Below are 14,532 nucleotides of genomic sequence, written 5' to 3' on the forward strand. Positions count from 1 at the left end.
GCCGGCCACCGGGGACGTACCGGTCGGGGCGCTCGTCCTGGGCCCGGACGGCGAGGTGCTCGGGCGCGGCCACAACGAGCGTGAGGCGGTCGGCGACCCGACCGCGCACGCCGAGGTGGTCGCGATCCGGCAGGCGGCGGAAAAGCTCGGAGAATGGCGGCTCAGCGGCTGCACGCTGGTCGTCACGCTGGAGCCCTGCACGATGTGCGCCGGCGCCATCGTGCTGTCCCGGATCGACCGGGTGGTCTACGGCGCCCTCGACGAGAAGGCCGGCGCGGCCGGCTCGCTCTTCGACGTGATGCGCGACCGCCGGCTCAACCACCGCCCCGAGGTGATCTGGGGCGTCCTCGCGGAGGAGTGCGGCGAGCAACTGCGCGACTTCTTCGAGACCCACCGCTGAGAACCACCACTGAGAACCGCCACTGAAGCCCACCGCCGGGGCCCGCCGCCGAGGCCCGCCGCCGAGGCCCGGCAGGCCCCCGGAAGGCCCCTCGCCGGCCCCCTCCGGGATACGGATTTCGTGACCGCGCCACCCGTCCGGTAGAGTTCCCCTCGGTAGCGTGTCCGAGCGGCCAAAGGAGCACGCCTCGAAAGCGTGTGTGGGGGCAACTCCACCGTGGGTTCGAATCCCACCGCTACCGCTCGAAAGCCCGAGGGCCCGTCCGATCCGGACGGGCCCTCGGCGTTTCCGCGCACCGCACCCCTCGAACACGCCCGCTCGAAACACGCGCCCTCGAACACGCGCCCTCGAACGCGGAAAGGCTCCGCACTCCGGGCTGATGACCACCACTGCCCGGCTCGTACGGAGCCTTGGAGGGGGGAGCGGTTCGGGGGGACTGACCGCTCCCCCTGCGGAGTCCCACAACCGGGGCCGCGTCGGGGGAGTCGCGGCGCCCGGTCCCACAGCGGGGGCTCCGGATCCACGTACCGGGGATTCCTGCCAGATCCTCGGTACGCCATCCATCCTGCCGCCCGGGCCGCGTCGGGGCACCCGGAGAAAGGCCTCACTCGCGGGGACCTTCGTCCCGCCGGACGAACGCGTCGCACACTTGATAGCCCGTCCGGTGGATAAGCTGCCCCTACCGGACCGCTCGGGGACCCTGATGACGGCGGCCCACTGCTGGGAGGAAGGTCACGATGGCGCAGGCGAAGAAGATCGGTATGGTCCTCCTGCTCATCTTCGTGCTGTATTCGATCATCACGTCGCCGTCCCGGTCGGCCGAACTCGTCCAGCTGGGCTTCGAGGGCATCTCGAACGCGTTCAAGGCGGTGGGCACCTTCATGACCGGCCTGATCAAGTAGCGGACGCGCCACAGGCGGCCCCCGGGACACCCGCTACGGTGGGCGGGACCCTCTACCCCCGTCCGCGAGGAGCGGCAATCGTGATCCGGCACCTGGTCCTGTTCAAGCTCAACGAAGGCGTCGCCAAGGACGAGGAGCGCGTGCTCGCCGGCGCCGAGGCGTTCGCCGGGCTCGGCGAGCTGATCCCCGAGCTGCGCGAGTGGGAGTGCGGCTGGAACACCACCGAGCGGGACATCGCGTACGACTTCGCGATCAACAGCCTGGTCGAGGACCGCGAGGCCCTGCAGGCCTACCTCACCCACCCGGCCCACCAGGCCGCGGCCGGCCGCTGGCGCGAGTTCGCCACCTGGGTGATCGCCGACATCGAGGTCTGACCCCCGCGGCCCGTCCCCCGGACGGGGCGTTTTGGTCCGTCCGGGAACGACCCTTGCGGCGCCCCGCCGACCCGGCCGGTGGAGATCGAACACTCCACCAACACACCTCCATCGGGTGCTTGCCCGACCTGCGCCCACCTTGTGATGCTATGACCGGTTTTGCCGGACATGGCCAGGTGGTGAACCGGCCGCGACACCCGATCCGCAGGGCCCGCCGTTGTCGACTTTGGGAGGGGTGACGTGTCCGTGGACGAGGTGCTGGCTGCGATCATCAGCCCGGCCGGCGAGCTCCGCCCGGACGGGCTGCGCGGTCCAGGCGGCCGGCCCGTCGTGGACGTCCGGACGCTGACCCGGGTGCTGTTCGAACGGCTCGCCGAGCTGCCCCCGGGCGCCCCCGAGCGGGAACGGGTCCGGGCCGCCCTGATCGAGGTGAACATCCCGCTGGTCCGCTACGCGGCCACCCGCTTCCGCAGCCGCAGCGAGCCGATGGAGGACGTCGTCCAGGTCGGCACCATCGGCCTGATCAACGCGATCGACCGCTTCGACCCCAGCCGGGGCGTCCAGTTCCCCACCTACGCGCTGCCGACCATCCTGGGCGAGATCAAGCGCTACTTCCGGGACAACGTCCGCACCATGCACGTCCCGCGCCGGCTCCAGGAGCTGTGGGTGCAGGTGAGCGGCGCGATGGAGGAGCTGACGGTGCTGCACGGGCGGGCGCCCAAGGTGCCCGAGATCGCCGCCAGCCTGCGGATCCCCGAGGAGGACGTGCGGGCCTGCCTGGACGCCGGGCGGGCCTACAACGCCGCGTCCCTGGAGGCCGCGCAGGAGCACGAGGGCGGGCTCGCCCTGCTGGACCGGCTCGGCTACGAGGACTCCGCGCTGGCCGAGGTCGAGCACCGCGACATGGTCCGCCACCTGCTGGTCCAACTCCCCGAACGGGAGCGCCGGATCGTGATGCTGCGGTTCTTCGCCAACCTCACCCAGTCGCAGATCAGCACCGAGTTGGGGATGTCCCAGATGCACGTCTCCCGGCTGTTGTCGCGGATCCTGACGAGGCTTCGGACCGGCAACTCCTGGGAAGAATGAGATTGCAGCGCGTTACCCCGAAGTGACAAGTTGCGACGTTCGGGTTTGCCGTGGACCGTGTTCCGGTATGGAGGGGGTTGGGCCCTCGCCGGGAACCTCCGCGCGTCGGCCCCCGTTCAACCGTCAGTCACAAGGGGGTGGGTGCATGTCCGGAGAGCTGGGCACTGCGGAGATCCACGCTGGTCAGGCCGAGGGCACGACGATCACCGAGGACCGGATCCCGCACCAGCGGGCCGAGTCCCCCGAGCGGCCCGGGGCCGGGGCACCACCGGAGACGCCGCCCGGCGCGGGGCTGGACACCCGGACGCTCTCCCGCTCGCTGTTCCTGCGGCTGGCCGCGCTGGAGCCCGGCAGCGAGGAGCACACGTACGTCCGTGACACCCTGATCGAGCTCAACCTGCCGCTGGTCCGGTACGCCTCGGCGCGCTTCCGCAGCCGCAACGAGCCGATGGAGGACATCGTCCAGGTCGGCACCATCGGCCTGATCAAGGCGATCGACCGCTTCGACCCGGAGCGCGGGGTGGAGTTCCCCACCTTCGCGATGCCCACCGTGGTCGGCGAGATCAAGCGCTTCTTCCGGGACACCAGTTGGTCGGTCCGGGTGCCGCGACGGCTCCAGGAGCTGCGGCTGGCGCTCACCAAGGCCGGGGACGAGCTGTCCCAGCGGCTGGACCGCTCCCCCACCGTCGCCGAGTTGGCCGCCTGCCTGGGGGTCAGCGAGGAGGACGTGGTCGAGGGCCTCGCGGTGGGCAACGCGTACACCGCCAGTTCGCTGGACTCCAGCCCCAGCGAGGAGGACAGCGAGGGGCCGCTGGCCGAACGGCTCGGCTACGAGGACCTCGCCCTGGAGGGCGTGGAGTACCGGGAGTCGCTCAAGCCGCTGCTGGCCAAGCTGCCGCCGCGCGAGCGCCGGATCATCATGCTGCGGTTCTTCGGCAACCTCACCCAGTCGCAGATCGGCGAGGAGATCGGGATCTCCCAGATGCACGTCTCCCGACTGCTCACCAGGACGCTGACCCAGCTCCGCGAGGGGCTGATCAGCGAGGGCTGAGCACCGGTTCCAGCCAGGCCGCCGGGTTCAACCGCCGCCGTCCTCCAGGAGGTTGGTGCGCAACCCGGTCAGCACGTCCTGGTCCAGCCCGAGCCCCTCCCGCCAGAACGCGTCGAAGCCGCCCCAGCCGGCCCGGACCTCCGCGAAGGCCGCGTCGAGGTAGCCGCGGTCGGCCCGGAACACCGGTAGGAGGAGCTCGGGCTCTCGCATCAGGCCGCGGCTGCCGAAGTCGTCCATCGCCCGGTCGACCACCGGGGCGGAGCGCGCGTTGGTGAGCAGGTAGTCGGCCGTCACGGTCTCGCGGCCGACGCCCAGGGCGGTCAGCACGAGTGCGGCGGCCCAGCCGGTGCGGTCCTTGCCGGCCGAGCAGTGGAACAGCAGCGGCACGCCGCCCGGGGCGGCCAGCAGGCGCAGCAGGGCGGCGAAGCGCTCGCGGGCCACCTCGTCGGTGACGAACCAGCGGTAGAGCCCGGTCATCATGGCGGTCGCCCGGCCGTCGCCGAGCAGGGTGCGCTGCCTGCGCGGGCTGCGGTCGGCCAGGGCTCGGTGCACCGTCGCCTGGATGTCGAAATCCGTTGCCAGCACCGGGAGTCGGTGCATGGTGACGTCGTCCGGCAGGCGGTCCGGGCCGGCTTCGCGGACCTCGTCCTCACTGCGCAGGTCCACCACCCCGCGCAGGCCGAGCGCGCCCAGCGGGCCGAGGTCCTCGGCGGTGACATGGTTCAGGCCATCGCTGCGCAGGGCCACACCGCCACGAACCATCCGCCCGTCGGCCGTCAGATAGCCACCCAGATCCCGGGCGTTGAGAGCGCCGCGCAGACCGAGACTGCGCCCGACCAGCCCGGTTCCGTCCGACTTATCGGTAACAATCCGTGCGTCCCCGATCCGATCGTCCTCGGTACGCCGATGGGCCACCCGTGCGCCTCCATTGCATATTCGGACTGTCACATGGCACAGCGGTGCCCGATATTGCATGAACCTGCCCGGCAGAGCGGCGAGATGTGCGAGAGTGTCATGCGCGACGACGACAGTGTAGGTGTCCTGCCCGCCTGCCCCATCGAACGCAGTCAGTAACCAGGTGTAGCACTCGGCTTCCGGTTTTTCATTTTCAATTCACTATTTGCATCACCGGTCCGGTTACGGTCACAATCAGCGCCTCCATGGCTTCGCCATGAACGTTGGTAACAGGTTCGCTGCACTCTCGCCCATTTGGTCCCTGGCACCGCCGGCCCTCGACCAGGATGAGCCCGGGCAGCCTGCTGCCCGCGAACAGCTACACGGGCAGGCGAGCGCCGCGCAGCGTTGCGCCTGCCCCAAGGGGAGGATCACCATGGGTCGAGCGACCCGAAGAGTCGCCGCCTGCGCGGCGGCAGTTCTGCTGGCCAGTGGCCTGCAGACCACCCTGGCCTACGGCGACACCGCGCCGCCCAGGATCGACCTCACCGTCCTGGTCATCGACGACGGGGGCCCGTCCGTCGCGGCGATCACCGCCGAGCTGAAGAGTCAGGGGACGCCTTACAAGGTCGTCAGCCTCAATGACACCAACCGGCCCGTCATCAACTCGGCTTTCCTGAGCGACACGGTGAACGGGCAGCCCCGGGGCAAGTACCAGGGCATCGTGCTGCCCAACGAAAACCCCTTCCCGAACAGCGCGGCCGAGATGACCGCGATCGCCGGCTACGAGGCCGCTTTCAACGTCCGGCAGATCGACGCCTACACCTGGGCCAACCCGGGGGTGGGACTGAACTACGCCCAGAATCCCGGATTCGTCGGAACCCTCGACGGATTCCAGGCGGCGACCACCGCGGCCGGAACGGCGGGGCCGTTCGGGTACCTCAAGGGAAGCGTTCCCTTCGAGGACAACGACCCCACGGTCAGCGAGAGTTACGGATACCTGGCGACCCCGCTCGCCAGCCTGCCGGCCGGCGCCTCCTTCGTCCCGCTGGTCGACGCGCCGATACCCGGCGCGACCGCCCGCGGTTCACTGGTCGGCGAGTACACCCACGACGGCCGCAAGGAACTGGTCGTCACCTTCGTCTACAACCAGTACCAGCAGCAGTACCGACTGCTGGCCCGCGGCATGGTCGACTGGCTCACCCAGGGCGTCCACCTCGGCTACGACCGCAACTACTTCGCCACGCACGTGGACGACGTCTTCCTGGCCGACGACCGCTGGGACACCGTCCTCAAGTGCACCCCCGGTGACGTCACCTGCCCGCCCGGCACCCCGGACACCGCCAACCCGATCCGGATGAGCGTCGACGACGCGAACCACCTCAAGCAGTGGCAGACCGCCAACAACTTCACGCTGGACATGGTGTTCAACGGCGGCGGCAGCGAGGACTGGAAGGCCGACCACCAGACCACGGTGGACCCGACGGCCAACCAGATGATCACCGACCAGAACAGCTACCGCTGGGTCAACCACACCTACACCCACCCGTACCTGGGCTGCGTGCAGGACGTCACCGTGGTGCCGTGGCGCTGCACCAAGGACGCCTCGGGCAAGACCGTCTGGGTCGACCAGAACACCATCTCCGGCCAGATCAAGGACAACTTCGACTGGGCCGCCAAGAACGGCCTGAACGTCGACCCGCAGGTCCTGGTCACCGGTGAGCACTCCGGCCTGCTGACCGCCCCCCAGGAGACCAGCGACAACCCGTACCTGGCGCCCGCGCTGGCCGCCAACGGGATCAAGTTCACCGGCAGCGACGCCTCCCGCGAGCCCGCCCAGCGGGCCGTCGGCTCCACGCTGACCGTGCCGCGGTACCCGATGAACGTCTTCTACAACGCCGGCACGGCGAAGGAGGAGGCCGACGAGTACAACTGGATCTACACCAGCAAGGCCAACGGCGGCAGCGGCGTCTGCGAGAACAACGCCAACTCCACCTGCCTGCCGCAGCCGCTGGACGTCAACACCGGCTACCAGTCGTACATCGTGCCGCTGGAGGCCCGGATCGACCTCGGCCACGTGCTGAGCAACGACCCGCGGCCGCACTTCGTGCACCAGTCCAACCTGTCCGAGGACCGCATCCTGTACCCGGTGCTGGAGAAGATCCTCGGCACCTACCGGTCGCTGCACGCCGACAACACCCCGATCGTGAACCTCGGCGAGCGCGAGATCGGCCTGGAGTTCCAGCGCCGCGCGGCCTGGAACTCGGCCCTCGCCTCCGGCCAGGTCACCGCGTACCGGGTCGGCAACACGGTGACGGTCAACGCGCCGGCCGGTGTTCAGGTCCAGGCCACCATGCCGACCGGAACTGCTCAGAAGCTGGTCATCGGAACGGGTGGGTTCGGTTCGGCCTACGCCGGTACGCTCTCCGGCTGGGTGTCCCCGGGCGCCCTGCAGAGTGCCGTCACCCTGCAGCTCCCGTCCGCGCCGGCCGCTCCCGCCGCCGTCGCGCCGAGCGTCGCGGCCAAGTCCGTCCCGGCACCGGTCCCGGCGGACAAGAAGGTCGTGCCGCAGGGCGTCGCCACCCCCGTCCCGGTGGGTCCGAGCGACACCACCCGCAAGCCCGCGCAGTCCCTCGTGCCCGGAAGCGGAACCCCGGTGCCCGGTAAGGGCGTCGCCAAGGGCGATGATGCCCGTGGCGGCGGCCAGGGCGACCGGACCGGCAAGGCCTCTGGGGGGACGGCCTCGCACGGCGACACCACCGGACGCTCCGGCAACCGGTAACCCGTACCACCCGATGGCGGGGTCGGGCCGGGCGACCGGGCCGACCCCGCCACGGCTGCCGTTCCGGCCACCCAGTCCGGACAACCGACGTAAGAACAGGAGGGGGGACAGGAGATGCGCGTCACCCTGCTCACCGAGGGGACGTATCCGCACCAGCACGGCGGTGTGAGCGTCTGGTGCGACCAGCTCGTTCAGGGCATGCCGGACGTCGACTTCGACGTCATCGCCGTCACCGGGACCGGTCAGGAAGCACTGGCCTGGGAACTGCCCGCCAACGTACGGTCGGTCACCACGGCACCGCTGTGGGGCCCGGCCTCCGAGGCCAGGCCGCCGCGCGGCAAGGAGATGCGGCGCTTCCTCAACGCCTACGAGCGCTTCCTCCACTCCATCCTCGACCCGGTCTACACCACCCACTTCGGCACCGAGCTGTACAACTTCGCCGACCTCGCCCGGCACGGGCTGCTCAGCCCGGCGCTGCGCAGCGAGCGCGCGCTGCGCACCCTCCAGCACGTCTGGACCCGCGACTACCTGCCCACCGCCGTCTCGCGCCCCACCCTGCACGACGCGCTGAACGCCACCGACCTGCTGGAGCACGCGCTGCGGCCGCTGTCGGTCGAGCCGCCGCAGGACGGCGTCGCCCACGCGGCCAGCGGCGGCCTGGCCACCCTGCCCGGGCTGATCGCCGCTCAGCAGTACGGCGTACCGTTTCTGCTCACCGAGCACGGCATCTACCTGCGCGAGCGCTACCTCGGCTACCGCACCGGCCCGTACCGCTGGCCGGTCAAGGCGCTGCTGCTCGGCTTCTACCGGATGCTCGCCGAGGAGAGCTACCGGCAGGCCACGCTCGTCACCCCCGGCAACCGGTACAACCGGCGCTGGGAGGAGCGCGGCGGCACGCCCTCCGCGCACATCCGCACCGTCTACAACGGGGTGGACCCGGCCGCCTTCCCCCCGGCCGGCCCGGAACCCGACACGCCGACCCTCAGCTGGGCCGGCCGGGTCGACCCGATCAAGGACCTGGAGACACTGATCCGGGCCTTCGCCATCGTCCGACGCGAGATCCCCGAAGCGCGGCTGCGGCTCTTCGGGGGCACTCCCAAGGGCGGCGAGGCCTACCGGGACGGCTGCATAGCCCTGGCCGCCGAGCTCGGCATAGCCGACTCGGTGGCCTTCGAGGGCCGCGTCGCCGACATCACCGACGCGTACGCGGCGGGCAACGTGGTGATGCTCTCCAGCATCAGCGAGGGCTTCCCGTTCACCCTGATCGAGGCGATGTCCTGCGGCCGCGCGACCGTCTCGACCGACGTCGGCGGGGTGCGCGAGGCCGTCGGCGACACCGGCCTGGTCGTCCCGCCGCGCGAGCCCGAGCCGATGGCGGCCGCCGCGATCGAGCTGCTGCGCGACCCGGAACGACGCGCCCGGCTCGGCGAGGGGGCCCGGCTGCGGGTCATCGAGCAGTTCACGCTCCGCCAGAACATCGACGGCTTCCGGGGGATCTACACCGAACTCCTCGGCACCGCCCGCTGGATGCCCGGCGGCATGGTCTCCGTCACCGACGGGGCCCCCGGCCCCGACTGGGACCAGCAGCTGGCCGCCGCCCAGCCCCAGCCCAGCGAGGTGGGCGCGTGAGAGAGCGAAGCGAGCGAAGCGAGCGAAGCGAGCGAAGCGAGCGAAGCGAGCGAACCATCAGGAGGGGCGTGTACCGCGAAGCGGCCGCCGAGCGCAGCGAGGTGGGCGCATGAGTGGTCCGATTCGCCTGGTGCCCGGCGAAGGCGGTAGCGCCGAGCGGACGATGCAGCTGCGCACCCTGCCGCTCAAGCGCCGCCGCCCCTCGGCGGCGGAGCCGGAGCCCGCGGAGCCGCTCGACCTCTCCGCCGACCCGCTGGACGAGCTCGCCGAGCGCCTGCGCGACGTCTGCGCCGACGCCGTCCACCCATACGAGATCGCGGCCTTCCTGGAGTCCGACGGCCTCTCCGACGAGCAGGCCGCCCTGCTGTACGGCCGCCCCGACGCGTTCACCGTCGCCGAGGAGCTGTTCGAGAAGGTCGAGCGCCGTTACCCCGGCCCGAGCTCCGAGTTCGCCAACCCCTGGCGGGCCGACCCGTGGCGCTGCGTGGTGCGCGGCCTGGTGTTCGCCCTGCCCGGGCTCGGTTACCTGCTCGGCGCCAACCTGTTCGCGACCACCCGGATGCGCTTCGGCCTGCCCTCGGGCATGCTCGCGCTGTCCATCGCCACGCTGGTCAGCTGGGGCTTCAACCAGGCGCTGGCGCACCGCTCGTACCGCTGGCTCAGCCGGCTGCGCCGCCGGGACGCCGCAGTCTGCCTGGCCGTCGGCGCACCGATCGGAGCGCTGCTCGCGGCCGCGGCCGCGTACGTGGTCGGCGGGCCGCTCGGCGCGCTCTGGTTCGCCGCCGGGCAGTCCTGCTACCTGGCCGCGGCCACCGTGCTGCTGGTGCTCGGCCGGGAGAAGTTCCTGCTGCTGGCGCTGGCCCCGGCCTCGGTCGGCGCGGGCGTGGTACTGGCCGCGGACGTCCCGCAGACCGTACGGACGGTCGTGCTGCTCGCCTCGACGGCGCTGGCGGTAGGCCTGTCCGCACGGGAGCTGGTCCGCTGCATCCGGGGCGGAGAACGGGACGGCGTGCAGGTGAAGCTGGCGATCCGCCAGGAGATCCCGCACCTGCTGTTCGGCCTGGCCTGCGGCGCCCTCACGCTGATCGCCGGCCTCGGCCAGACCATCCACGAGGCCGTGGACGCCGCCTCCCGCCTCGTGCCCGTGCACGAGGTGAAGACCACCCCGACCGGCCCGGCCATGATCGCGCTGACGCTCAGCCTCGGCCTCGCCGAGTGGCTGCTCTTCCGCTACCGGGCGATGGCCGTGGCCGCGCTGCGCACCAGCCACACCACCGGGCAGTTCACCCGCCGCACCGGCGGGATCCTGCTCGGCTGCCTCTTCATCTACCTCACCACCGTGGCCGCGCTGGACGCCGCCGCGACCGTGCTGTGGCCGGGCGCCCCCGCGCTCGGGGTGCCGCAGCTCGGCGCGATGCTGCTCCTCGGCGGCTCGCTCTGGCTGGCGCTGCTGCTGAACGCCTTCGGGTTCAGCTGGAGCACCGCCCTCATCTGTCTGGCAGCCGCGGTCGCCGAAAGCGCCGGGCTGCTGACCGGTGCGGATCCGATCGTCCTGCAGCTGATCGGCTGCGGGGCGGCCGCTCTCGTCCTCACCGCCCTCGCCGGGCCCGCGCTCGGCCGCACCACCCAGCACCGCTGAACAACACCTCGAATATCACGCACGCCCGAATTCGCGTGCACCGCCGTACCCGCTCCACAGACACACCCATCGGACCACCGGCGGCCGACCCCCAGCAGAGGTCGGGCCGTCCGTACATCGAGAAAGCGAATCCCGCATGAGCAGCGTCGCGGTTACCGGAGCCGAGGGCTTCATCGGCTCCCACCTCGTCGAGACCCTGGTCGCCGACGGGCACCACGTCCGCGCGATGGTCCAGTACAACTCCTTCTCCTCCTTCGGCTGGCTGGAGACCCTGCCGCAGGAGGTGCTGGACTCGGTCGAGATCATCCTCGGCGACGTCCGGGACCCGGGCTCGGTCAACGGCCTGGTCAAGGGCACCGAGGCGGTCTACCACCTGGCCGCCCTGATCGCGATCCCGTACTCCTACCGGGCCCCCCACTCGTACGTGGACACCAATGTCACCGGCACCCTGAACGTGCTGGAGGCGGTGCGCCACCTGGAGATCCCCCGCCTGGTGCACACCTCGACCAGCGAGACCTACGGCACCGCGCAGACCGTGCCGATCACCGAGGACCACCCGATCAACACCCAGTCCCCGTACGCCGCCTCCAAGGCCGGCGGGGACCGGCTGGCCGACAGCTACCACGCCAGCTTCGAGACCCCGGTCGTCACCCTGCGCCCGTTCAACACCTTCGGCCCGCGCCAGTCGATGCGCGCCGTCATCCCGACCGTGATCGCCCAGGTCGCGGCCGGCCAGACCGAGATCACCCTCGGCGACCTGCGCCCGACCCGCGACTTCATGTTCGTCAAGGACACCGCCAACGCCTTCCGCACCGTCGGCACCACCCCCGCCGAGACCGTCGTCGGCCGGACCTTCAACGCCGGTACCGGCGGCGAGATCTCGGTCGGCGACCTGGTCACCCTCGTCGGCAAGCTGATGGGCGTGGACCTGGTGGTGAAGGAGGACGAGCAGCGCATCCGTCCGACCAACTCCGAGGTGATGCGCCTGGTCGCGGACGCCACCCGGCTGCGCGAGGCCACCGGCTGGGCCCCCCTGTTCAGCCTGGAGCAGGGCCTGGAGCAGACCATCGAGTTCTTCCGCGACCCGGCCAACCTGGCCCGCTACAAGACCGACATCTACAACGTCTGACCCGCCGTAAAACGATCATGCTCGTCCTGGTAACCGAGGTTCGTGTCCTACACATCCTTTCCGTGGGGGAAACACCATGCACGCAGTGATCCTGGCCGGCGGCAAGGGCGTCCGTCTCCGCCCGTACACCACCGCGCTTCCCAAGCCTCTCGTCCCGATCGGCGACCAGCACGCGATCCTGGAGATCGTGATGCGCCAGCTCGCCGCCGCGGGCTTCAAGACCGTCACCCTGGCCATCGGCCACCTCGGCCACATCATCCGCGCGTACGTCGGCAACGGCTCCCAGTGGGGGCTGCGGGTCGGCTACGCCGTCGAGGACAGCCCGCTCGGCACCATGGGCCCACTGCTCACCATGCAGGACCGCCTGCCCGAGCACTTCCTGGTGATGAACGGCGACATCCTCACCGACCTGGACTTCGCCGGGGTGCTCAAGCACCACGAGGCGTCCGGTGCCCCGCTGACCATCGCCACCTACGCCCGCCAGGTCAAGATCGACTTCGGTGTGCTGACCGCCGACTCCGGCTCCATCACCGGCTTCCAGGAGAAGCCCAGCATCGACTACCGCGTCTCGATGGGCGTGTACGGCGTCTCCCGCTCGGCGCTCGCCAAGTACACCCCCGGCCTGCCGCTGGGCTTCGATGAGCTGGTGCTCGACCTGCTGGCCGCCGACACCCCGCCGGCCGCCTACGACTTCGGCGGCTACTGGCTCGACATCGGCCGCCCCGACGACTACGACCGGGCCAACGCCGAGTTCTCGTCCATACGCCCGGTCCTGATGCCCTTCGAGGCGCCCGTGCCCGGCCCGGTGGAGCTGCCGATCCCGGCCGCCCGCACCGCTCCGGACGACACGATCGACCAGCCCGCCGCCGCGGGCGCCGACAGCGACGGACGGGCCGCGTGAGAATCCTGCTACTCGGCGGCGACGGCTTCCTGGGCCGTCACGCCACCGCCGTCCTGCGGTCACTGCCCGGTGCCACCGTGCTGACCGCGGGCCGGCGGCCCGCCCACGACCTCCGGCTGGACCTGGCCACCGCCCAGGCCGGCCCGCTCGGCGAGGAACTGGCCGCGCTGGCCCCCGACGTGGTGGTCAACTTCGCCGGCGCGGTGGCCGGCAGCGCGGTCAAGCTCGCCGAGGTGAACGCCCGCGGCCCGGCGGTGCTCTGCGAGGCGCTGCGGGCCGGCGCCCCGAAGGCCCGCCTGGTGCACATCGGTTCGGCCGGCGAGTACGGCGTCTGCGACGAGGGCGGCTCGCTGTCCGAGGAAGCGGACGCCCGCCCGGTCGGCGTGTACGGCGCGACCAAGCTGGCCGGCTCCCTCGCGGTGGCCGGCTCGCCACTGGACGCGGTGGTGCTCCGGGTGTTCAACCCGGTCGGTCCGGGAGCCCCGGCGGGCTCGCTGCCCGGCCGGCTGGCCGCGGAACTGCGCCGGGTGGCCCCCGAGGGCGCCGACGGCGTCATCACGGTCGGGGACCTCTCCGCCTACCGCGACTTCGTCGACGCCCGGGACGTCGCCCACGCGGTCGGCCTGGCCGTCACCGCCGACCGGCCGCTCCCCCGGGTGCTCAACCTCGCCTCCGGCCGGGCCCGCCAGGTCCGGGCGATCGCCGACGGACTGGTCACGGCGGCCGGCTTCACCGGCCGGATCGACGAGAGCGGGGCGGGCTCCGAGCGCTCGGCCGCGGTCTCCTGGCAGCAGGCCGACGTGTCGGCCGCCGCCCGGGAGCTCGGCTGGCACCCGGAGACCGACCTCGCCGACACCCTGCGCGACCTGTGGCTCAGCACCGCCGAGTCCGCGCCGACCCCGGTGGTCGCATGACCGCCGGGATCAACCCCGACGGCCGCCTGCTGGTGCCGCTGTACGTCCACCCCGCGGTGGACCCGGCGGCCTGGCAGGCGGTCGCCGCCGCCGACCCCGCCCGGATCGCCGCCGTGGTGCTCAACCTCGCGGACGGTCCGGGCGAGGTCCCGGACCACGTCTTCGCCGAGGCCGCCGACGAACTCCGCGCCGCCGGGCTCCCGTTGATCGGCTACACCGACACCGACTACGGCCGACGGCCGCACGCGGCCGTGGTGGCCGACATCCTGACGTACCGTCAGCGACACGGCATCACCGGCGTGTACTTCGACCAGGTCGCCGCCCACCCGGGCGCGTTGCCGCACTACCGACGGCTGGCCACGGCCGCCCGGGCGGCCGGCTGCGGCACCGTGGTGTTCGGCCACGGCGAGCACCCGGACCCCGGGTACGCCGAGGTCGGCATGGCCGACCTGCTCGTCACCTTCGAGGGCGACTGGGACGCCTACCGCGCCATGACGCTGCCGCTGTGGACCGGCCGCCACGCGGCCTCCCGCTTCTGTCACCTGGTCTACGACGTCCCGGCCGAAGCCGCTCGGGACGCCTCCGCACTGATCGCCGCCCGCCGCGCCGGCGTCGGCTGCGCCGTACCGGGCGCCGGGGACAACCCCTGGCGCACCCTGCCGTACGGCCTGGCCGCCGCCGAACTGACCTGACCCGATCCGGAGTTCGACTACCGTGAACCGCCGTACCCGGCTTCTGCCGGCCGCCCTGGCCCTCGCCACCGCCACCGCCCTGCTGGTCAGTTCGTGCAGCAGCTCGGGCTCGGAGGACGACCAGGACTCGGCCGACGGC

The 14,532-nt window shown here is 71.7% G+C and carries 12 protein-coding genes, 1 tRNA gene and 1 pseudogene; 13 read left to right on the forward strand and 1 reads right to left on the reverse strand.

The window, feature by feature from the left end:
• The 6 genes from tadA to J0670_RS12280 form a co-directional block, all read left to right on the forward strand.
• Positions 1-400, forward strand: a 400-nt coding sequence (gene tadA, locus J0670_RS12255) for a tRNA adenosine(34) deaminase TadA (protein ID WP_207811540.1), incomplete at its 5' end; no start/stop codon positions are given.
• Between the two features lie 154 nt (positions 401-554).
• A tRNA-Ser gene (locus J0670_RS12260) sits at positions 555-641 on the forward strand.
• A 496-nt stretch (positions 642-1,137) separates the two neighbouring features.
• Positions 1,138-1,302: a hypothetical protein gene (locus J0670_RS12265; protein ID WP_207811541.1), complete on the forward strand. Its 165-nt coding sequence runs from the start codon at positions 1,138-1,140 to the stop codon at positions 1,300-1,302.
• Positions 1,303-1,382: 80 nt separating this feature from the next.
• Positions 1,383-1,676 (forward strand): Dabb family protein, encoded by a 294-nt coding sequence (locus tag J0670_RS12270; protein ID WP_207811542.1) that lies wholly within the window; start codon positions 1,383-1,385, stop codon positions 1,674-1,676.
• A 246-nt stretch (positions 1,677-1,922) separates the two neighbouring features.
• Positions 1,923-2,762 (forward strand): RNA polymerase sigma factor SigF, encoded by an 840-nt coding sequence (locus J0670_RS12275; protein WP_374223093.1) that lies wholly within the window; start codon positions 1,923-1,925, stop codon positions 2,760-2,762.
• Between the two features lie 145 nt (positions 2,763-2,907).
• Positions 2,908-3,813 carry an RNA polymerase sigma factor SigF gene (locus J0670_RS12280; protein WP_207811543.1) on the forward strand — a complete coding sequence of 302 codons (906 nt, stop codon included), beginning with the start codon at positions 2,908-2,910 and terminating at the stop codon, positions 3,811-3,813.
• Between the two features lie 27 nt (positions 3,814-3,840).
• On the opposite strand, the gene J0670_RS12285 is transcribed toward J0670_RS12280, so the two are convergent.
• Positions 3,841-4,788, reverse strand: a complete 948-nt coding sequence (locus J0670_RS12285) for a tyrosine-protein phosphatase (RefSeq protein WP_279382987.1) — start codon at positions 4,786-4,788, stop codon at positions 3,841-3,843.
• A gap of 355 nt (positions 4,789-5,143) precedes the next feature.
• Between J0670_RS12285 and J0670_RS12290 the strand changes: the two genes are divergently transcribed.
• The 7 genes and pseudogenes from J0670_RS12290 (at position 5,144) to J0670_RS12320 (ending at position 14,393) form a co-directional block, all read left to right on the forward strand.
• Positions 5,144-7,489, forward strand: a complete 2,346-nt coding sequence (locus J0670_RS12290) for a hypothetical protein (RefSeq protein WP_243436913.1) — start codon at positions 5,144-5,146, stop codon at positions 7,487-7,489.
• Positions 7,490-7,603: 114 nt separating this feature from the next.
• The gene (pelF, locus tag J0670_RS12295) at positions 7,604-9,118 is read left to right on the forward strand and encodes a GT4 family glycosyltransferase PelF (RefSeq protein ID WP_207811545.1); all 1,515 of its coding nucleotides are present in this window, start codon (positions 7,604-7,606) and stop codon (positions 9,116-9,118) included.
• A 109-nt stretch (positions 9,119-9,227) separates the two neighbouring features.
• Positions 9,228-10,757, forward strand: coding sequence for a hypothetical protein (locus J0670_RS12300; protein WP_207811546.1), 1,530 nt, complete (start codon positions 9,228-9,230; stop codon positions 10,755-10,757).
• Between the two features lie 136 nt (positions 10,758-10,893).
• Positions 10,894-11,886, forward strand: coding sequence for an SDR family NAD(P)-dependent oxidoreductase (locus J0670_RS12305; protein ID WP_207811547.1), 993 nt, complete (start codon positions 10,894-10,896; stop codon positions 11,884-11,886).
• A 76-nt stretch (positions 11,887-11,962) separates the two neighbouring features.
• Positions 11,963-12,664, forward strand: a pseudogene (locus J0670_RS12310) (NDP-sugar synthase); the annotation flags it as partial.
• Between the two features lie 119 nt (positions 12,665-12,783).
• Positions 12,784-13,701 carry an NAD(P)-dependent oxidoreductase gene (locus J0670_RS12315; RefSeq protein WP_207811549.1) on the forward strand — a complete coding sequence of 306 codons (918 nt, stop codon included), beginning with the start codon at positions 12,784-12,786 and terminating at the stop codon, positions 13,699-13,701.
• Complete coding sequence (locus tag J0670_RS12320) at positions 13,698-14,393, forward strand: spherulation-specific family 4 protein (protein WP_207811550.1); 696 nt, start codon at positions 13,698-13,700, stop codon at positions 14,391-14,393. The genes J0670_RS12315 and J0670_RS12320 overlap by 4 nt, the downstream gene beginning before the upstream one ends.
• The last annotated feature ends 139 nt before the right edge of the window (positions 14,394-14,532 follow it).

This window comes from Streptomyces sp. FH025, assembly GCF_017427025.1.
Classification (GTDB): Bacteria; Actinomycetota; Actinomycetes; order Streptomycetales; family Streptomycetaceae; genus Kitasatospora.

Excerpts from the sequence above, each read along its gene's own strand:
- J0670_RS12290 (WP_243436913.1), top strand. The coding sequence starts at position 5,144 with ATGGGTCGAGCGACCCGAAGAGTCGCCGCCTGCGCGGCGGCAGTTCTG.
- J0670_RS12265 (WP_207811541.1), top strand. The coding sequence starts at position 1,138 with ATGGCGCAGGCGAAGAAGATCGGTATGGTCCTCCTGCTCATCTTCGTG.
- J0670_RS12305 (WP_207811547.1), top strand. The coding sequence starts at position 10,894 with ATGAGCAGCGTCGCGGTTACCGGAGCCGAGGGCTTCATCGGCTCCCAC.
- J0670_RS12300 (WP_207811546.1), top strand. The coding sequence starts at position 9,228 with ATGAGTGGTCCGATTCGCCTGGTGCCCGGCGAAGGCGGTAGCGCCGAG.
- J0670_RS12285 (WP_279382987.1), bottom strand. The coding sequence starts at position 4,788 with ATGCAATATCGGGCACCGCTGTGCCATGTGACAGTCCGAATATGCAAT.
- pelF (WP_207811545.1), top strand. The coding sequence starts at position 7,604 with ATGCGCGTCACCCTGCTCACCGAGGGGACGTATCCGCACCAGCACGGC.
- J0670_RS12320 (WP_207811550.1), top strand. The coding sequence starts at position 13,698 with ATGACCGCCGGGATCAACCCCGACGGCCGCCTGCTGGTGCCGCTGTAC.
- J0670_RS12280 (WP_207811543.1), top strand. The coding sequence starts at position 2,908 with ATGTCCGGAGAGCTGGGCACTGCGGAGATCCACGCTGGTCAGGCCGAG.